This window comes from Dyadobacter sp. AC419 (genome assembly GCF_979253085.1).
The window spans coordinates 129,073-148,218 of sequence record NZ_CEEDCD010000025.1; the positions used below are offsets into that span (position 1 = coordinate 129,073).

General features: G+C 45.2%; 12 protein-coding genes and 5 pseudogenes. 6 read left to right on the top strand and 11 right to left on the bottom strand.

Annotated elements, in window-relative coordinates; translation table 11 throughout:
• Positions 1-8: 8 nt before the first annotated feature.
• Positions 9-1,061: an aminopeptidase gene (locus AC0IYG_RS24430; protein ID WP_471713685.1), complete on the bottom strand. Its 1,053-nt coding sequence runs from the start codon at positions 1,059-1,061 to the stop codon at positions 9-11.
• A gap of 337 nt (positions 1,062-1,398) precedes the next feature.
• Between AC0IYG_RS24430 and recA the strand changes: the two genes are divergently transcribed.
• Positions 1,399-2,466 carry a recombinase RecA gene (recA, locus tag AC0IYG_RS24435; protein WP_471713686.1) on the top strand — a complete coding sequence of 356 codons (1,068 nt, stop codon included), beginning with the start codon at positions 1,399-1,401 and terminating at the stop codon, positions 2,464-2,466.
• A gap of 57 nt (positions 2,467-2,523) precedes the next feature.
• Here recA and AC0IYG_RS24440 read toward each other — a convergent pair.
• From AC0IYG_RS24440 to AC0IYG_RS24460, 5 genes and pseudogenes are all read right to left on the bottom strand, one after another.
• Positions 2,524-4,057, bottom strand: a pseudogene (locus AC0IYG_RS24440) (P-loop NTPase family protein).
• A 14-nt stretch (positions 4,058-4,071) separates the two neighbouring features.
• A pseudogene (gene rny, locus AC0IYG_RS24445) lies at positions 4,072-5,644 on the bottom strand (ribonuclease Y).
• A gap of 164 nt (positions 5,645-5,808) precedes the next feature.
• Positions 5,809-6,066 (bottom strand): cell division protein ZapA, encoded by a 258-nt coding sequence (zapA, locus tag AC0IYG_RS24450; protein ID WP_471713734.1) that lies wholly within the window; start codon positions 6,064-6,066, stop codon positions 5,809-5,811.
• A gap of 397 nt (positions 6,067-6,463) precedes the next feature.
• A pseudogene (pheT, locus tag AC0IYG_RS24455) lies at positions 6,464-8,897 on the bottom strand (phenylalanine--tRNA ligase subunit beta).
• A gap of 134 nt (positions 8,898-9,031) precedes the next feature.
• Entirely contained in the window at positions 9,032-9,670 is a 639-nt protein-coding gene (locus AC0IYG_RS24460; RefSeq protein WP_471713687.1) for a DUF1684 domain-containing protein, read from the bottom strand.
• A 201-nt stretch (positions 9,671-9,871) separates the two neighbouring features.
• Between AC0IYG_RS24460 and AC0IYG_RS24465 the strand changes: the two genes are divergently transcribed.
• Together AC0IYG_RS24465 and AC0IYG_RS24470 are read left to right on the top strand one after the other, a co-directional pair.
• Positions 9,872-10,249, top strand: coding sequence for a response regulator (locus tag AC0IYG_RS24465; RefSeq protein WP_082215385.1), 378 nt, complete (start codon positions 9,872-9,874; stop codon positions 10,247-10,249).
• A gap of 5 nt (positions 10,250-10,254) precedes the next feature.
• Positions 10,255-11,016 (top strand): MBL fold metallo-hydrolase, encoded by a 762-nt coding sequence (locus AC0IYG_RS24470; protein WP_471713688.1) that lies wholly within the window; start codon positions 10,255-10,257, stop codon positions 11,014-11,016.
• 4 nt (positions 11,017-11,020) lie between these two features.
• On the opposite strand, the pseudogene AC0IYG_RS24475 reads toward AC0IYG_RS24470, so the two are convergent.
• Together AC0IYG_RS24475 and AC0IYG_RS24480 are read right to left on the bottom strand one after the other, a co-directional pair.
• Positions 11,021-11,716 (bottom strand): annotated as a pseudogene (locus AC0IYG_RS24475) (molybdopterin-dependent oxidoreductase).
• Between the two features lie 18 nt (positions 11,717-11,734).
• Positions 11,735-12,967 (bottom strand): annotated as a pseudogene (locus tag AC0IYG_RS24480) (DUF819 family protein).
• Between the two features lie 173 nt (positions 12,968-13,140).
• Here AC0IYG_RS24480 and AC0IYG_RS24485 point away from each other — a divergent pair.
• Genes AC0IYG_RS24485 through AC0IYG_RS24495 form a run of 3 tightly spaced genes read left to right on the top strand, consistent with a single transcriptional unit; the run spans position 13,141 to position 15,831 of the window.
• Entirely contained in the window at positions 13,141-13,656 is a 516-nt protein-coding gene (locus AC0IYG_RS24485; RefSeq protein ID WP_471713689.1) for a (2Fe-2S)-binding protein, read from the top strand.
• 11 nt (positions 13,657-13,667) lie between these two features.
• Positions 13,668-14,033, top strand: coding sequence for a twin-arginine translocation signal domain-containing protein (locus tag AC0IYG_RS24490; RefSeq protein WP_471713690.1), 366 nt, complete (start codon positions 13,668-13,670; stop codon positions 14,031-14,033).
• Entirely contained in the window at positions 13,972-15,831 is a 1,860-nt protein-coding gene (locus AC0IYG_RS24495; RefSeq protein WP_471713691.1) for a xanthine dehydrogenase family protein molybdopterin-binding subunit, read from the top strand. The genes AC0IYG_RS24490 and AC0IYG_RS24495 overlap by 62 nt, the downstream gene beginning before the upstream one ends.
• 57 nt (positions 15,832-15,888) lie before the next feature.
• On the opposite strand, the gene AC0IYG_RS24500 is transcribed toward AC0IYG_RS24495, so the two are convergent.
• From AC0IYG_RS24500 to AC0IYG_RS24510, 3 genes are all read right to left on the bottom strand, one after another.
• Positions 15,889-17,439, bottom strand: a complete 1,551-nt coding sequence (locus AC0IYG_RS24500) for a phosphatase PAP2 family protein (RefSeq protein ID WP_471713692.1) — start codon at positions 17,437-17,439, stop codon at positions 15,889-15,891.
• A gap of 2 nt (positions 17,440-17,441) precedes the next feature.
• On the bottom strand, positions 17,442-18,383 hold the full coding sequence (locus tag AC0IYG_RS24505) for a hypothetical protein (RefSeq protein ID WP_471713694.1): 942 nt from the start codon (positions 18,381-18,383) through the stop codon (positions 17,442-17,444).
• Positions 18,384-18,462: 79 nt separating this feature from the next.
• The gene (locus AC0IYG_RS24510) at positions 18,463-19,047 is read right to left on the bottom strand and encodes a hypothetical protein (RefSeq protein WP_471713695.1); all 585 of its coding nucleotides are present in this window, start codon (positions 19,045-19,047) and stop codon (positions 18,463-18,465) included.
• Positions 19,048-19,146 lie beyond the last annotated feature (99 nt).

Genomic DNA, 19,146 nt, shown 5'->3' on the forward strand with positions numbered 1-19,146 from the left:
AACTGTAATTATAGAGAGGGATATTTTTCTTTCAGCCAAGCCAGATATTTCTTAATATTTCCTCCAAATTTTTGCTCAAACTCGATTTTAAATGTGTCTTGCTTAGATCTGTAAGTCTCATAACTAATGAAATATGCGTTATTCGGCATCTTTCCATCCGGCCAGCGACTCGCCGTCTGCCGATTTTTGTTTGTTAACGTACGCTTTCCCGAAAGCAGTGTGTCCGCGTCATCAAGTATGTTCGTAATCAATGTGTTCTTCAACGAATCCCGGTGTGCATTAGCAACTGGGCTTGGCCCAAATGTCCCGTAAAGGCTGTCCAACCGCGCAATGCCCCGGAGCATGTGCCCCGAATAGGCGTCGTTGTACTTTTTTGAATATTCGTATGTACGTAATTCCGGTGAGTCCAGACCATACTTGTATTTCAAAAACCGGATTGCGCCCTGGTCGCCTATAAAACTCGCGAGGTTTTCATTCAGTTCGAGATTGCTTTTCACAAAAAGTGTTCCATGCGTCAGTTCGTGCAGGATCAGGTTGGCAAGGCTGCCCACCTTTCTTTTGAGCATGCTGGACAGGATCGGGTCTTTCAGGTAACCCAATGTTGACCACGCCGACACTTCGCCAATGTCCGTGTCCAGACCTTGTTTGATCAATGCCTGTTCTTCGCGAACGGCGCGCGTAGAATCAAAAAAGCCTTTGTAAGGGAAGCTGCCGATTATAGGAAAATGCCATTTGTAAGGCGCAATTTTATATCGGTCGGATGCTGTTATAAGCCAAATAAGCGGCTTTCCGTGCTGATTATAGAATGTTGTGTAGTTTTTGGAAGGTGTTAAGCCCAACGAATCGACGCCGAATTTTTTGATTTCCTCGATCAACGCGATCCTCGCCTTCAATGAATCCGGGAATGTCAGGTCTTTCATCACATCTTCCACGTCCTCCACATTCATCAGGATTTTGACTTGTCCGGATGCCTGCATCCAACCGTAACTCAGCAAATCGCGATATATAACGCCAAGAATGACACAAAGGACTAAAATGGCAAGCAGAATTTTTCTTAGCACAAAACAATGTAATTAGCGAGCATGCAACCAATCTGTAAAACAGATCTTTGCTGCAAAAATATGCAAATTGAACGGTATTTATTTACCGTTCGTCAATGCAAGCAACCGATAGTTAACTCACATGTGACGGTGAATAATCCGATCACGGAATTTGTAAAATCCTCTTGATATTATCTGCATTTATTAAGTTTGAAATTATATTTTTATAAGAAAAAGCCGTTGGAATTTTGAGTGAAATTCGGTATTTTTACACAACTAAAAAGACCAATTTTCAAGCGGTTTTTGTGAAGCAAAGGCCGCTTTTTTATGAACAAACTAAATAATTGTAACCTGTTTTATGGCACAACCAACCACAGATAAAGACAACAAACTAAAAGCTTTACAAACTACCCTGGAAAAGCTGGACAAGACCTACGGTAAGGGCACAGTAATGCGCTTGAGCGACAGCAAGGTTTTGGACATTCCTGTTATTTCTACGGGTTCTCTTGGGCTTGACCTGGCGCTTGGCGTAGGCGGCGTGCCGCGTGGTCGTGTTGTAGAAATCTACGGACCGGAATCTTCCGGTAAGACCACACTATCAATGCATTGCATTGCCGAGGCACAGAAAAAAGGCGGACTTGCGGCGTTCATTGACGCTGAGCATGCTTTCGACAGATCATATGCTGAGAAATTAGGCATTGATACAAGTAATTTGCTGATTTCGCAGCCGGACAGCGGTGAGCAGGCATTGGAAATTGCCGAGCATTTGATCAGCAGCGGTGCTGTTGATATCATTGTAATTGACTCCGTTGCAGCACTTGTTCCCCGCGCTGAACTAGAAGGCGAAATGGGAGACAGCAAAATGGGTTTACAGGCTCGTTTGATGTCGCAGGCATTGCGGAAATTGACAGGTGTAATTAACAAAACCGGATGCTGCTGTATATTCATCAACCAGCTGCGTGAAAAAATCGGTGTTATGTTCGGTAACCCTGAGACAACAACGGGTGGTAACGCTTTGAAATACTATGCTTCGGTGCGTTTGGACATTCGCCGCGTGGGTCAGATCAAAGAAAGCGCTGACCAGATTTTGGGTAACCGCACTCGTGTGAAGGTTGTTAAGAACAAAGTTGCACCGCCTTTCAAGGTTGTGGAATTTGATATCATGTACGGTGAAGGAATTTCCAAAGTAGGAGAGATCATCGACCTTGCCGTTGAATTGGAGATCGTTAAGAAGGCCGGTTCCTGGTTTAGCTATGATGGCAACCGTCTTGGACAAGGCCGTGACGCTGTGAAAGCGCTTATTAAGGATAATCCGGAATTAATGGATGAACTGGAATCGAAAGTTCGTGCCAAAGTGAACAATGAGCCAGATGCGCTGATCGACACTAGTGAGCCGAATGTTGTAGATGAAGGCGCTCCGCTTTAATCGCAAATTATATTCATAAAAAATGCCCGGTGTTTGCCGGGCATTTTTTGTTTTATATCAAAATGGTTTTCGATCATCATCTTCATCGAAGTCATAGTCGTCTTCTCCTGGTCCGGAAAACATGCTGCTCACCAGATCCTGGAACTTCATTCCCTGATCCAATGACATTTTCCCGATTAATGAGAATTCAGCCATGCCGTGTAATGCGAATTCCATCATGAAAAGCTTCTCCTCCGCGCTTGAATAAGCACTCAGCATATCCACGAAATCATCCAGTCCGTCGATGGTTTTAAGACGCGCCATGTATTCACGGTCGGTCATATCGCCCGGCATTTCCATTTCATTGCCTGAGCCAAACCATTCAATCACTTTCGCATATGGATTGATCTTGCTTTTTTTGCTCTTTTCCGGATCCGGAAAGAAGTTAAGGAATTGTGTACGAATGGCTTTTCCAATCAAATTTTGCGCAACGATAACGGGTCCTTCAACCTCGCCTTCATAAACGAGCTCCACTTTGCCGCAAATGGCCGAAACAACACCATACAAGTCAGAAATGCGGACGTAAGTGCTTTCCTCGCCGTTGATAAGTGCTCTTCTTTCGGCAGTGCTTAACAAACTTTCGTAAGCAGAAATCGTCAAACGTGCCGAAACACCGCTTTTGCTATCCACATATTCGCTTTCACGTGCTTCAAATGCAATTTGCTCAATGAGCGTTTTCGCAAGCTCATTTACCCTGATCAGGCCAACTTGCTCTGTCTTAACAACTGCTTCTTGCTCAGTGATTTTCTTGCCGGTTTCTATTGTTTTCGGATAATGCGTCACAATCTGACTTTCTATCCGGTCTTTCAATGGTGTTACAATGCTTCCGCGGTTTGTGTAATCCTCCGGGTTGGCAGTGAAAACAAACTGAATGTCAAGCGGCAAAACGCAGCTTGAACCCACGGATCTGAATGTCGCCTTCTTGCAAAATATTAAATAATGCAACCTGAATCCTCGCCTGTAAATCGGGAAGCTCGTTGATCACGAAAATCCCGCGGTGCGAACGTGGAATAAGGCCGAAATGGATTACCCGCTCATCGGAATAAGGCAATTTCAGTGTAGCCGCTTTGATAGGATCCACGTCGCCGATAAGGTCAGCAACGGAAACGTCAGGCGTAGCCAGTTTCTCTGTATAGCGCTCATCGCGATGCAACCAAGCAATTTCAGTTTGGTCACCATATTCTTCAACCGCATCTTTCGAGAAACGTGACAATGGCGCCAAAGGATCATCGTGCAACTCCGAATCCTTGATGTAAGGAATATATTCATCCAGCAATCCGATCATCATTCTGGCAATACGCGTTTTTGCTTGCCCGCGCAGCCCCAGAAAGTTAATGTTGTGCATGGAAAGTATCGCACGCTCCACATCAGGAATTACCGTCTCCTCATAACCCCAGATGCCGGGGAAGATGTTTTCTTTGTTTTTTATCTTAACGATCAGATTATCACGTAGTTCCTGTTTAATAGAACGTGACTGGTAACCTGCATTTTTCAGTTCACCGAGCGTCTGGATATCCAGCAGCTCTGAACTCGTGAGAAGTGAGTAATTCATGTATTTTAAACTGATTAACGCGCATACGCCACAGAACGCATTTCACGGATTACGGTAATTTTTATTTGTCCCGGATATTGCATTTCCTTTTCGATTTTCTGAGAAATGTCAAAAGAAAGCATTCCTGCTTTTTCATCCGAAACATTGTCTGCGTCAATGATCACGCGCAACTCGCGGCCAGCCTGGATCGCGTAGCATTTTTCAACACCGTCGAATGATAATGCCATGTTTTCAAGATCACGAAGTCTTTGAATGTAAGACTCCATCATTTCGCGGCGGGCACCTGGGCGTGAGCCTGATATCGCGTCGCAAACCTGGATAATCGGAGAAAGAATGCTCGTCATTTCGATCTCGTCATGGTGAGCACCGATGGCGTTGCAAACTTCCGGGTTCTCCTTGTATTTCTTAGCAAGTTCCATTCCTAATATTGCGTGCGGAAGGTCTGATTCCTCAGGCCAAACTTTACCAATATCATGCAGCAGACCTGCTCTTTTTGCCAATTTCGTATTCAATCCCAACTCCGATGCCATAGTCGCACAAAGCTTAGCAACCTCGCGTGAATGCTGCCAGCAGGTTTTGACCGTAAGATGAACGGAAACGCATGCGACCGATCATTTTCACCAGTTCCGGATGAAGTCCGTGAATGCCCATGTCAATCACAGTTCGTTCACCAATTTCCACGATTTCATCGTCAATGTTCTTGCGTGTTTTGGCAACAACTTCTTCAATTCTCGCTGGGTGGATCCTTCCGTCCTGAACCAGACGGTGCAGAGAAAGTCTTGCGATTTCACGTCTTACCGGATCAAATCCAGAGATTACAATGGCTTCCGGGGTGTCATCAACAATAATCTCTACGCCTGTTGCAGCTTCCAATGCACGAATGTTCCGTCCTTCGCGGCCGATGATTTTTCCTTTAATATCATCGTTTTCAATGTTGAAAACAGAAACACAGTTCTCAATCGCATGTTCCGCAGCGGTGCGTTGAATGGTTTCGATAACGATTTTCTTAGCTTCTTTTGTGGCGGTAAGGCGGGCTTCTTCCATCGCACTTTTCACATAAGAGCCGGCTCTTGTATCAGCCTCTGCTTTCAATGCGTCAACCAGTTGCTCACGAGCCTGGTCTGCGGTGAGGTTAGCAATTTTTTCAAGCTGGGTCACTTGCTGCTGCAATGATTTTTCAGCTTCCTCGCGGCGTTTTGCAGCGATTTCAAGTTGCTGATTCAAGTTGGTTTTCAGTGCTTCCAACTCATTTTCGCGGCGCTTGTTGTTCTCAATCGTTTGATTCAGGCTCTGCTCGCGTTGTTTTAATTTCTGCTCGTTGGTCTGAAGAATGACGCGTTTTTTGTTGGCATCTTCTTCAAATTCAGTTTTAAGCCTCAAATATTTTTCTTTGGCTTCGAGAATACGGTCTTTCTTTATGTTTTCAGCGGCACTTTCAGCATTTCGGAGAATTTCGGCTGCGCGTTCCTGCGCTTCTTTTTCTTTCTGATCAAAAGATCGCTGAAAGATGTACTTTCCTGCGAAAATCCCCACACCTACGGCGATGATGTCCGACAGGAGGACAATGAAAACTAATGAGTTTGACATTTCAGTAATGGTTATATATAGTTGGTTTTACCTACTACACCAGCGTGAAAATGCCGAAATTGGAAGGATTGAAAGATTATAAAGAGGAATCCGTATAAAATAAAGGTTATGTGGTGTTGCGCTTTTAGCCTTCTATAGCACTGGTAATTGTTTCATCAAGCTTTTCAACTCTGCTTTTTAAATGACGCTACCAGATTATCCATTTGCTCCTGATTCCTTTGCAATGCAACAAGGCATTCGATGGAGGTGAGGGCAATTGCTTCAATGTCACCGTATACTTTTCCCTTTAATTTATGCTGCTGCACGCGTTGCAAGAACACCTCATACCCATCCCTGTAGAATTTCTCCTGATCTGCTGGAACACTCAGTTTGAAACCCCTGTCCAGCAGTTTTATAAAGACAGAAACGTCCGGATTGGGTATGCTATTTTTTTTTCATAAGGTATCTTCAAGCAATTCAATGCACTTATCGATCTCTTGTATATATCGTTCAACTGAGTCTTTCAGTTCGGCTATTCCGCTTGTTGGTGTCAGTTTACTAGTGACAATTTTAGCGAAACTTTTAGACTTATTAAAGTCTTTTTCCAAACTAGTGTATTTTTTCTTCTATTTCTTTTGCTTCTTCCTTGAGTTGGATATTCGATGCGCGCAGCTCAGCATTTTCACGCTGCAGCTCTGATATTGACCAGCTTAGTTTCTCTTTTGTGTTGATCAGAAACTTTGAGTTTTCTCAGGTCAGACAACTTGTGTTCAATAATGCGCTCGATGCTCCTTTCCATTTCCAGACCTTAATATTCAGTCAAAGCAAAATTCATTTATTTCATTTTCTGATCACGGCTTCAAATTCTCTTTCATACGCACCTGATCAGGCGCTGCATTGTTTTATCAATGACTTTGTCTGTCAGCGTTTGCTGGTCATCCTGCAAAATAAAGCTTACCGAATAAGATTTTTTGCCTTCCAGATTCGCTCCTTCGTAAACGTCGAAGACATTAACCGAACGCAGCAATTGTCTTTCTGTTTTATATGCAGTCTGCCGAAGTTCTTCAAATGTAATTTTCTTGTTTACAACAAGCGACAAATCCCTGCGCACTTCTGGAAATTTGGACACTTCTTTATATTGGACAAATGCATCGTATTGTTTCAAAATGTAATCCCAGTCGAAATCAGCATATAAAACGGCTGCTTTAATGTCCAGCTTTTTGGTAATTGCTGTTGTCAATTGGCCAAATGAAACGACCGGCTTGCGATTAAGCGTCAGCGTTGTGCCGTATTTGAAAATGACCGGATCGGCATCTTGTTTTTCCAGATCCTTGATTTTTACAGACGTTAAAACCTGCATTACGAAGCCCGCCATATCATGGAAAACGGCTTCTCTTGATTTCTCAAACCAGCTTTCCTGCTGAATGTTGCCTGTTACAAAAACTGAAAGACGTTCTTTCTCAACATATTTTCCGTTGACCTCATTATAAGTTTTGCCAAATTCAAACAGTTTCAAATCCTTCTGACGGCGATTGCTATTGTAAGAAACCACTTCCAATCCCGAGAAAATCAATGTTTGGCGCATTACTGACAAGTCTTCACTCAAATAGTTGAGGATTTTCACAGGATTGCCTCCAACGCTGCTTTCCAAAGACACGTGATATTCCGGTTTGGTAAGCGAATTGTTGATCATCTCGTTGAAGCCATTTGCAACCAGCAGCTCTGCAACGCGCAATGTCAGTTTCTCAGGATCATTTACAGGGAAATCAGAAATGAAGTCCGAGCTCAAATGATCCGAAAGCTCCACTTGCCCGAAACCGTAAATTCTCAAAATCTCTTCGATCACATCTGCCTCCCGCTGCACATCCACGCGGTAAGGTGGGACGATGGCTGTAAAGCCCGTTTCCGTTTCGTTCTTAATTTGAATGTCAAGTCCGTTTCAGAATGTTGCGGATCTGCGTTTTTTCAAGGGATTTCCCAATCAGCCTATCAATGTTGCTGTAACGCATAGTCACCTCAAAATCAGCGATTGGTGCTTCGTAAATGTCTGTAATGTCAGACGAAATGCTTCCTCCTGCAATTTCTTTGATCAATAATGCAGCCCTTTTGAGTGCATACAAAGGCATATTAGGATCCGTCCCACGTTCAAAGCGGAAAGAAGAATCGGTTTTTAATGCGAAACGCTGCGCTGTTTTCCGAACCCAGATTGGGGAGAAATAAGCGGATTCCAGGAAGATTGAAGTTGTGTCGTTGGTAACACCCGACGTGAGACCACCAAAAACGCCCGCAATGCACATGGGTTCCGGACTGCCGTTCGCTCCTTCGTTACAGATCATCAGATCAGAATCCGAAAGCTTTCTTTCAACGCCATCCAATGTTACAAATGTTGTCCCGGCTGTGACCGTTGTCACAATAACCTTATCGCCAATGATTTTATCAGCATCAAAAGCATGCATCGGCTGGCCCAACTCGTGACATATATAATTGGTAATGTCCACAATGTTGTTAATCGACCGGATTCCGATCGTCGCAAGTCGCTGCTTGATCCAATCCGGAGATTCGCCGACCTGAATGCCTGAAATGGTAAGTCCTGTATATCTGGGGCAAGCTTCGGTGTTGCGAACTTCAACCTGAACCGGCAGATTTTGGTTGTCAATTTTGAAATTTTCAACCGAAGGCAAGTGAATAGGGCGGTTGAAAAATGCCTTTAAATCACGCGCAACGCCATAATGCGAAGCTGCATCAGCGCGGTTAGGCGTAAGCCCGATTTCTATCAAATAATCTGATGTAATGCCGAAATATTCGCTTGCGGGTGATCCGTTTGGCAAATCGGTTTCCAAAACCAGGATTCCGTCGTGTGAAGTTCCTATGCCAAGTTCGTCTTCCGCACAGATCATTCCTTCTGAAAGCGCACCACGAATTTTTGATTTTTTTAAAACCAATGGCTGCTCACTTCCGGTCGGGTATAATGTTGTGCCGACTGTCGGGCAACGAGCACTTTTTGGCCAGCGGCAACATTAGGCGCACCGCAAACTATGGATAGAGGATTTTCAGCGCCAACGTCGACTGTTGTGAGTTTCAAACGATCAGCTTCCGGGTGTTTTTCACAAGTAAGCACTTCACCAATCACCACACCCTGCAATCCGCCTTTTATAGATTCAATCTCTTCAATGCTTTCGACCTCCAATCCCGTGCCTGTCAATATCTTGCCGGTCTGGTCGGGAGATTCTGTTATTTCTACTAATTCTTTAAGCCACTTATAAGAGATCTTCATGCGAATGCTTTAAAATATGTAAAAGGCTCCTCGAAGCCTGAACTACAAAATTAAGGATTTAAGTCGAACGACGCCGAGAAGGTTGCGATACTAATCGCTTTTTTACAAAAAAATAAAATGTTACTGCCAGCTTATCAATGTACGGCAGATTCGAGCTGCTCACCAGCCGGAATGGCGACGGATAATGTATTTTCGGCAGGCGGAACAGGGCAGGCATACGACTCCTGATAAACGCAATAGGGATTATAAGCCTTATTAAAATCAAGAACGATCACATTGTTTTTGATCTCAGACACGGGATAATCCAGGTAACGGCCGCCACCATAGGTTTGTTTTCCGCTCGTCGCATCTTTGAACAAAACAGAAATCACGCTTTCGTTTTTGAGTAAAAGCAGTTTTTCTTCCTGGTCGCCGATCTTGAAATGTGCGTAACCATATTTCTCATATTTTTCGGAAGTGCCGTCTGTATATTTCACAATCACCTCTTTATCATCATTGGTGTAAGGCGTAATGTTGGCTGTGATCCGGTAAGTGAGATCAGGCTGAAAGTAATGCAGACCGTGAAATGCTTCCTTGTCCGCAATGGGCGAGTCTTCCGTTGTTTTGAACTGCTCATCTTTGGCTTCGCGCTCTGCCAAAATCGTCGTTTTATACTTTTCCGGATTGTTCGCAAACTGATCATCAGCATTGCCATTTAACCCTGAACCAGAAAAATTTTCTATTATAAAATAGGCTAAAATCGCGATAACCATCGCAATTGTGCTATATCGCATTACTTTATTTTTGAACATATCGGATCGTAAATTTTATTCGGACCACAAACTTACACCCGAAACTGTGCTTTGAAAAGTATAGGATGTTTATTTACTTTTTATGATAATTTTGAATCTTCGCACCGAGCCGGGTTGCGACTTTCGGGTGAAATATCCCTAAATTGACCTGGCAAATTATTCACACAACACCTGACCCATCGTATGTCATACACAAAGCGCGTACTCATTGCCGAAGACAGCTCAGTTATTCAAAACCTGGCAAGGAAGATTTTGGAATTCCAACATTACGAGATCACTTCCGTTAAGAATGGAGAACAAGTTTTGCAACTTTTGGAAAAAGAAGATTTCGACATTATCCTGCTCGATATCAATATGCCAGTGATGGACGGAATGGAATGTGCCAGAAGCATCCGCAAATTGCCAAACGAGAAAAAGGCGAAAACGCCGATCGTAGCGATTACAGGCAATGCTAAAAATTATTCAGAAGAAGACTTTAAACAAGCAGGATTTGATGATGCGCTGATGAAACCGTTGAATTTTGACCGTTTGGTTGAGGTGGTTGCGCATTTGACAGAATAAACCTGATGAGGATTACATTTTTAGGGACCGGCACATCACAGGGAATACCGGTTATTGCCTGTGAATGTGCCGTTTGCCAATCTGACGACCCACGTGATAAGCGTTTAAGGACTTCCGTTTGGATCCAGACCCAAGGAAAATCTTTTGTAATAGACACCGGTCCTGATTTCCGTCAGCAAATGCTTCGCGCCAATGTGAAGGATTTGGACGCAGCTATTTTTACACACCAGCATAAGGACCACACCGCCGGATTAGACGATATCCGTGCATTTAACCACCGCCAGCAACGCGACATTCCGCTTTATGGAAGAGCGTCTGTTTTGCAACAAATTCAGAACGAATTTGCCTATGCATTTTCAGAGAACAGATATCCTGGTGTCCCGCATTTTGAACTTCATGACATTGAAAATGAGCCTTTTGATGTGCAGGGTGTGCAATTTACACCCATTGAAGTGATGCATCACAAATTGCCGGTTTACGGTTACCGGATAGGCGATTTTACCTACATTACCGATGCCAATTTCATTTCTGAAAAAGAGCAGCAGAAAATAAAAGGCTCCAAAGTGCTTGTTCTGGACACGCTTCAGAAAGAGCCGCATCTTTCGCATTTTACTTTGTCTCAGGCGCTGGATTTAATTAAAAAGCTCGATGTGCCGCAAGCTTGTCTCGTCCATATGAGCCACAAGCTTGGGAAACATGCGGACATTGAAAAAGAGCTTCCCTCCAATGTGCATCTGGCTTACGACGGGTTGGTTCTGGATTTATAAATGATCAGCTGTAACGGTCATTTCTCCAAGGATAAGCTGTATTTGAATAACCTCTCAATTCCCAAAAACCGAGTTTGTTGTAAGATAAAAACTCAATCCTGCTGATCCATTTACTTCCTTTCCAAGCGTAAAGCTGAGGTGTGATCATACGCACCGGACCCCCGTGATCCCGTTCTACGGGCCTCATTATCGGCCGTGTGCAGAAGCAGGACATCCTCTTTTAATGCTTCTGTCAAAGAAATGTTGGTCGTGTATTTGTCATAACCATGGCAAAGAATGTGCGTGGCGTTTGATTCTCGGGCATGACCAATGCTGCCAGATCCGCCAGCTTCACGCCAACCCACGGCACATCCATCCGCGACCAGGTCGTCACGCAATGAAAATCGCTGACGTCTTCGGTCTGAGGCAAAGCCATGAAATCGTCCCAGGTTAATGTTACAGGCGATTCGACTTCGCCGTCAATGACCAGTTTCCATTTCTGGTGAGAAATATCAGGTTTAAAACCCAGATCCAGCACGGGCCATTTTACAGTTTTGATCTGCCCGACAGGCAACTTGGGCATGCCATGCCGGTTTATTTCGCCCGAACCCATTGGACGTGTGTCTGAAACAGACGGCGTCTTAGCCATTTGATCCTCAAAGCGTGCTTTCAGTTTCATGCGGGCTTCGACGATTTTATCAAGTTTGCTTTCGTTTTCCATTTTAAGAGTCTGATTTCGTTAACCTTCGCTAACCCATTGCATCATCAGCGCGGTGAGGTAACCGCCGTAGGTGCCGATTGCGTATCCTAATATAGCAAAGTAAAACGCCCACTGTGGCCAAAGAAGGATGAAAAGCTGCGGCTACAACCGAAGCCTGAGGCCGAACCGCCAAACATCGGCCTGACTCCCGACTGCCAGAAAAAAGAACGGAATTTTGAGCCATTTGCATACAATGATCAGAATCACGGCGTGCGTCAGAATCCAGATTAACCCTATCGCAAACAGTCCGGGATTGTCAGCCACAGCGCCTAAGTCCATTTGCATGCCGATCGTGGCTACCAAAACATACAAAAACACTGAACCCAATTTGGAAGCACCGACGTGTTCCAGCCTCCTGATTGGCGTCATGGACAATGCAATGCCAATAAATGTGGCGATCGTCACCACCCAAAAGAATGTTGAGGTCAGGCTGTATTTTTCGAGAGAAGGATAATTTTTGGCAAGATAAGGTGTGATCATGTCCGCCAGAAAATGTGCAAGCCCGGTGGCACCAAAGCCCGCGCCAGCCAGAAAAATGTAATCGCGCACGTGAGGCACTTTTACATTGGCTTCATGCTGCGCATCGAGCTGAACTTTAATTTCCTCAATCGGCCTGTTATCAGCACCCAAAAAATGGTCAAGGCGCGAAGCAATTCCTGCTCCATAAATCAAAAAAGCCATCCAAAGCTCTGCAATCAACACATCCACGGCCACCATTTGCGAAAACAAAGCATCGCTAGGCTTGAAAACTTCTCTCAAAGCAGTCTGGTTAGCGCCGCCGCCAATCCAGCTTCCGGCAATGGTTGCCAATCCCCGCCAAACGGCATCCGCACCTTCCCCACGAACAGTTTCAGGACTGATAGAACCTACAACCCACAATGCAAATGGTCCGCCGATCATAATGCCGAGCGTTCCTACAAGCATGGCAATGAGCGCTTTGGGTCCTAACCGGCTCAGCGAGCGCCAGTCCATGCCGATGGTGAAAAAGACAAGACAGGCGGGGAGGAAATATTTGGAAACAACCGGATAAAGTTGGGACGTGCTTCCATTTACAATGCCAAATGAATTGAGTAAACCGGGGATAAAATAGCAAAGCAGCAGCGGGGGAACGACTGCGTAAAAGCGTTTCCAGCTGTCGATGGAGGCCGTGTAAAAAATCAAAGCTAAAATCAGCATTAATATGCCCAGTACAACAGCGTCGTTTGTAATCATTGGTTACTAAATAGGTAGGATTGGGTAAAAATAGCGCTGTTTTTTCACTATGCATAACCAGCGGCTCCATTCATCAAGTGTAATGAACGCTTCGCGAAATATTAATTGGGGAAAATGGCGAATTTCGTAATTTACATTGTGATTTTGAGGACAGACAATAATAACGTATAAATATGGCACTCTATAATTTATTACTGAACGGAAAAAAAGTGAAGGTCGACGTGGAGCCGGACATGCCTTTGCTATGGGTCGTAAGAGACTTTGCGGGCTTAAAAGGGACAAAGTTCGGCTGCGGATTGGCCTTATGCGGTGCCTGCACGGTGCATTTGAATGGCGAACCAACGCGTTCGTGCCAGTTGCCGATTTCAGCAGTTGGCAAAAATGATAAGATCACAACCATTGAAGGCGTTGGTGACGGAAAGTTGAGCATCATTCAAAAAGCCTGGATAGAAGAGCAGGTTCCGCAATGCGGCTATTGTCAATCGGGGCAGATCATGAGCGCTACTGCATTGCTTAAAAGTAACCCTAACCCGAGTGATGCCGAAATTGACTCGGCTATGAGCGGGAATTTGTGCCGTTGCGGGACTTATGACCGCATTCGCAAAGCGATCCACCGCGCGGCAGACGAAATGAAAAGTTTCTGCGACTGGCATTGGAAAGCGTTAATGATAATCTCGGTCAAACCTTAGCTTCAAACACATTGAAAAATATACAAACCTCTCGCCGCGACTTTCTGAAAGTTTCCGGCATAACGACATTCGGGCTCGCGCTGGGCATTTCCGGATTTACGCGGGACGCTTCTTTGAAGAAAATCACACCGGCCGTGCTTCGATTGGAAATCAATCCTTTCATCATTATCGACACCAATGGCAACATTACATTGGTTAACCCACGACCCGATATGGGCCAGGGATCAACGCAGGCAGTGCCTTCACTTTTGGCGGAAGAGCTGGAAGTAAGCCTCGAAAAAGTGCTGATCATTCAAAGTGACGGCATGGGTAAATATGGAAGCCAGAACGTCTGGAGGAAGCAGTTCTGTTCGCGAATTATGGTTACCAATCCGTAAAGCCGGCGCCGCAGCCCGTGAAATGCTGACGGCGACTGCTGCAAAAAGATGGAATGTGCCTGTTTCCGAATGTCATGCGGAAGATGCTAAAATCATTCATAAGGCAAGTGGCAAAAGCCTTACTTACGGCGAGCTGGCCGATGAAGCGTCTAAGCTGGAAATTCCGAAAGACCCGAAGCTGAAAGATGCCAAGGATTTTAAGCTCATTGGTAAATACAACAAAAGGCTGGACGTTCCGGAGCGTGTGAATGGAAAGGCGGTTTACGGCATTGACGTCGATGTGCCTGGAATGGTATATGCCAGCATTTTACATTCGCCTATGTTGCATGGCAAAATCGTTTCTATTGAAGATTCGGAAGCTAAAAAGGTCAAAGGCGTGCTGCAAGTGATCAAAACCGAAAGGCCGATGCCGCACCGGACTTCCGAAGCTGTGGCGGTTGTCGCAACCAATTATTGGGCGGCTTTAAAAGGCAAAAAAGCTTTGATCGTTAAATGGGACAATGGCGATCTGGAACAAAAAGTGAATACAGCCAATTACTTCGCCGCCACTTATGATGCTGCTAAAAAAGACGGCATTAATGCGGAGGAAAAAGGTGATTTTTCAGTAAAATATGCAGCTGCCAAAGAAAAGATAGAATCGAACTACGAAACGCCATTTTTGGCGCATGCGCCCATTGAACCCGAAAATGCGGTTGCGCACGTGAAGGAAGATGGAACGGTCGAAGTTTGGGCACCGGTGCAAGGGCCAGACTGGGCGATGCGGGACATTTGCGGTTATTTAAAACTCAAACCCGAGCAGGTCAAAATCAATGTTACATTGCTGGGAGGCGCATTTGGAAGAAAAGCTTATCACGATTTTGTGCTGGAAGCATGCCACATTTCCAAGGCGATCAAAAAGCCCGTTAAGGTGGTCTGGACGCGTGAAGACGACATTTCACAAGGACCTTACCGGCCCGGAATGTTGAGTCATATGCAGGGTTTTGTAGAAAACGGAAAGATCACCGGTTTCCATCATCACGCGATCGGTGAATCCATTGCTGGTCAGGTTTTTGGTCAATTAAAAGACACGGAAGCAGACTCCTGGTTAAGCGGCGAACTTGCGACGGAAAATAACAAATATCGTTTTGACGGCGCTTCCAAAGTGAGCTGGACGAATGTAAAAACGGACATTCCGGTGGTTTGGTGGCGTTCTGTTTATGCTTCTAACTTTGGCTGGGGACAAGAATGTTTCGTTGACGAGCTGGCGCATCTTGCCAAAAAAGATCCGCTGAAAGCCAGAATGGAAATCTTAACGGATGACCGCTTTAAAACAGTGCTGGAAACACTGGCCGAGAAAGCCAATTGGGAAGAGAAACTGCCCGAAGGATCTGGAAAAGGACTTGCTATTTTTAGCTCATTTAACAGCATATCAGCTTGTTGTATTACAGTTTCCAAAAAAGATCAAGGCGTTAAAATTGATAAAGTTGTGTCGGTGATTGATTGCGGACATTACGTGAATCCTGATAATGTGAAGGCGCAGACGGAGGGCAACATTGTGATGGGACTTACTGCCGCAATCAAAGATGGCATTACATTCACCAACGGCGTGAGCGACCAGACGAATTTTCATCAATACAACATCATGCGACTCAATGAAACGCCTGCAATGGAAATTCACATCATTGACAGCGGTGCCGCACCGGGCGGAGTAGGAGAGCCGGGACTGCCGCCGATTGCCCCCGCACTAGGCAATGCAGTTTTCGCAGCGACGGGCAAGCGGCTTAGGAAATTGCCTTTTGACATTACAAACCTGGCTTAAAAAGCAAAAGCCCCGTACAAATGATTTGCACGGGGCTTTTGCTTTTAATTTAAAACCTTAGTTAGCGCCATCGGCTTTTGCTCTTGCCACTGCGGTTTCACCAACTTTGTGGCCCGATTCCAAACCTGCCTCACAGTCGAAGCGATAATGTATCAACCCATAAATGCGGGAAACGGAGGCTTCCTGCGCCATTTCATCAATCTTTTGTTTTTCCTCAGGGAAAATGTAGGCCAGCAATTCCGCTGCTGCACCGGAGAATGTTGAGTGACCAGACGTGTAGGAAGGGAAATTAGGCAACCCAACCGACGTTTTGATCTTCTTATTCATCTGATTCGGGCGTGGATAGTAATAATAGTATTTCGCATCCCAGCAGCAAATGCCAGCATCCTGCAATGTTGTTCCCAAAAGTGCCAGCGTCCGCGCTGTCCGCACTTCACTGAAAGCATTTTTGTGACAAAGGTCAGCAGCCCGTCTGTGCCAGTGGCCTGGAGGCGTGTAACTGCCCACTCCGTCAGACCAGAAGCTCGCGATGCGTGCCTGATCGCGCGTTTGCTTTTTTGCAACCTCCAATAACTCATTGATGTTTTCGAGATATTCCGGGCTGCCAATGGCTGGTGGAGGGCCCGGGCGCATGGTCGGAACCATTGCTTTATCAAAATTCCATGGCGTTACAAATCCGTATGTCGGCAACATCGGTGGGCGTGCCGGAACTTCCTGACTTACCCAAACCTCGCTTGTGCCGATTGCTTTGGCATTAGCAATCATTTCGGCCGTTTTTGCCTGATTATTTGCCGTTCCCATGCCGTCTGTTTTCGCACGGGCCATCACTTTCGCTCCAACCGCTTTGCCAAGTTCTGCACCGGCAGCAATGTCACTTTCCACATTCATTCCAGCCCATAGGCGGCTGTTTTTATGCTCTGCTAATTTTTGTTCCAAAAAAGGCACTTCTCCCGGAAACATTGCTTTCAAAACTAGAAATGAAGCTTCTGCCACAACCGCATCTTCTGACGGATAGGATGGAAGGTCTGTAACCGGAAGCGCCGTTTGGATAGATTCGTCTGTTTTAGAAGGTGCTTTGCGGTTGAATTTGAACTTATAATTCCATGCACTTACAAGCGCATCATATTGTGCAACGCTCAAATAAGCCAGCGCACGTGCCGTATAAGGCGGATTTGCGAACGGGAACTTCGGATCTGCGAGTGGATTTGCAGGATCGGGCACCGGATATTTTCCGTCTTGGTTGGAAGCCGGCGGTGTATTGTAACGCGCGGCTAATTCGCGACCGATTTCATTCCACCGAAATGCAGCGCCTGCGCCCCAGTAATTGACCAGTTCTTTTTGCTGGGGTGTCACTTTTGAAACAGTTTCCTTCAATTTGGCGATTTCAGCCTTATATTCTGCTGAACTGGCCGCAGTGGGCTCCGCAACTGCAACTTCACTGGAAGACGACAGGACAAATGGTTTCCAGTTGCCTGCTCCCGCATCAAGGCTGGAAGGTGTGTTGATAGCAGCGGTTGGCTCATCCACTGTCTTGCTGCAAGAAGCAGCGAGCATTGTAACAAATAATGTATAAGCAATCAGCTGACTGCGTTTTTTTAAGTATTTCATGACTATTGATGCATATTTGGGTTTTTGTCCGCTTTAATGTATCTGAATTGATACAATACGCCGACTGAAAAAGAAGTGCTTTGTCCTACATTGGTGCCGTCGAGCACGTAAGCTGCACGGGCATTCACTCCTAGGTTTTTAGGCTGAAATTTTGCGTAAACACCAGCGAGCGTGGTCTTCATATTGTTTGTAGGAAATGGCATATCATTACGGCGAATGTTGTCTCCGCCATCACAAGCGCCATATTCAGCGAAAACTTCCGCCTGAATTGCCCGTTTCAGGTAACCCAGTCTTGCAGATGCGTCATAAGCGTTGGGAACCATCACTTTATTGGTGCTGTGCAAAGCGCCGTCTGACAAATAAGAATCACGATCGATCTTAATGTTGCTTCTGAAAATGTAGCTTCCGGATGCGCTCAGGTAAATGCCGCTTGTGTGGCGATATCTGGCCAAAAGACGCGCAGTCGCTGTTTTACATTGAATTCCGATTGACATAGGAAGGAAATCCGGAATGTAGTTGCCCATTGGAATGGAGGCGCCGCCGATTGCATGCAGCGAAAAACCATTTGTATTGACAAATCGATATTTAAGCCATAGGGAAGCGTCTTGAAATCCGTTTTGCCATTTTAGATTTCCAGCGCTCGTTTGTGTCCATACGTAAGGAACGCCAACGATTACATTCAAATTTTTGGTAACACCAACGGCAAGCATAGCCATTGCACTTTGCGTTGTATGGGTTCCAATGTTGAGATTTTCACGTTTGAGTGAGTTTTCCCAATATTTGTCCCATGAACTGTGGCCATACGACAGCGCTAGGCAAGCCGTATTTTTAGACATATAAATTGCGTCATTTGGCATTTGCGCGAAAGCAGACTGGCCTGCGCAAGCAATGATCAGCAAAAGCAAGGCAAAAGCCCGCTTCACTTTTTGTAAAGATTTCAGCATTTGTTTCTTGAGGAATAACAATGTTAGCCTGCTCCTGTCGAGATGAGGCCGTTTCTATTCTGATTTTGAAAAATTTGATTTAATCGCTTACTATATAGCAGGATAAGCGAAGGTCAGCAGCGTTCCGGGGAGGATTTGGAAGCTGCATGAAGATGGCCGAATAGATATTTTGGAAGGGAACGCTTGTTAAGCGCTCGTTTTCTTCAATAAAAGAACTTGTTGGAAAGGTTATGCCGTCAGAAATCGGAACGTAATTTTTAAGCAGACCACTTAGGAGCTTAATGGCCTTACCATAAGGGTTTTGGGAGCTTTCGGCGTCAGGCGAACTGAGCACCTCCATTGCATTTGCTAATTCAAAAAAGTGATCTCGTGCAGCCTGATTCTCTTCCAAAGTCACATAAAGCGTGTCATTTTCATGGAGGACCTCGGTGGGATTATAGAAGTTATTGTCTTGACGGATAAGGCCTTGCGGGGTTTGTGTAATTTCCAGATCGCCTCCATAAGGCAAAGAAGGCAAGTGCATTTTGACCAATTTTGATTTGGAATCAACATTGGTTCCCGACAAAGTCTGATAATCGCTCTCGAAGAAAAGCACGGCAAATGTCAGCCCAAACGTGTTGTAGAGCAGCAGTGCCAATAGACCTATCGGTAGAAGTCTTTTCAATTCAAAGAGGATTTATATCCAAATGTAATCAAGTTGGATCCATTTAAGCAAGTGTTGCATAAAAAACTGTCTTTCAACCCTTACTATAATGCGTACAGC

Bases quoted from the DNA above. Each gene is read 5' to 3' on its own strand.
- recA (WP_471713686.1), top strand. From the start codon at position 1,399: ATGGCACAACCAACCACAGATAAAGACAACAAACTAAAAGCTTTACAA.
- AC0IYG_RS24460 (WP_471713687.1), bottom strand. From the start codon at position 9,670: ATGCGATATAGCACAATTGCGATGGTTATCGCGATTTTAGCCTATTTT.
- AC0IYG_RS24465 (WP_082215385.1), top strand. From the start codon at position 9,872: ATGTCATACACAAAGCGCGTACTCATTGCCGAAGACAGCTCAGTTATT.
- AC0IYG_RS24470 (WP_471713688.1), top strand. From the start codon at position 10,255: ATGAGGATTACATTTTTAGGGACCGGCACATCACAGGGAATACCGGTT.
- AC0IYG_RS24485 (WP_471713689.1), top strand. From the start codon at position 13,141: ATGGCACTCTATAATTTATTACTGAACGGAAAAAAAGTGAAGGTCGAC.
- AC0IYG_RS24495 (WP_471713691.1), top strand. From the start codon at position 13,972: ATGGAAGCCAGAACGTCTGGAGGAAGCAGTTCTGTTCGCGAATTATGG.
- AC0IYG_RS24500 (WP_471713692.1), bottom strand. From the start codon at position 17,439: ATGAAATACTTAAAAAAACGCAGTCAGCTGATTGCTTATACATTATTT.
- AC0IYG_RS24505 (WP_471713694.1), bottom strand. From the start codon at position 18,383: ATGCTGAAATCTTTACAAAAAGTGAAGCGGGCTTTTGCCTTGCTTTTG.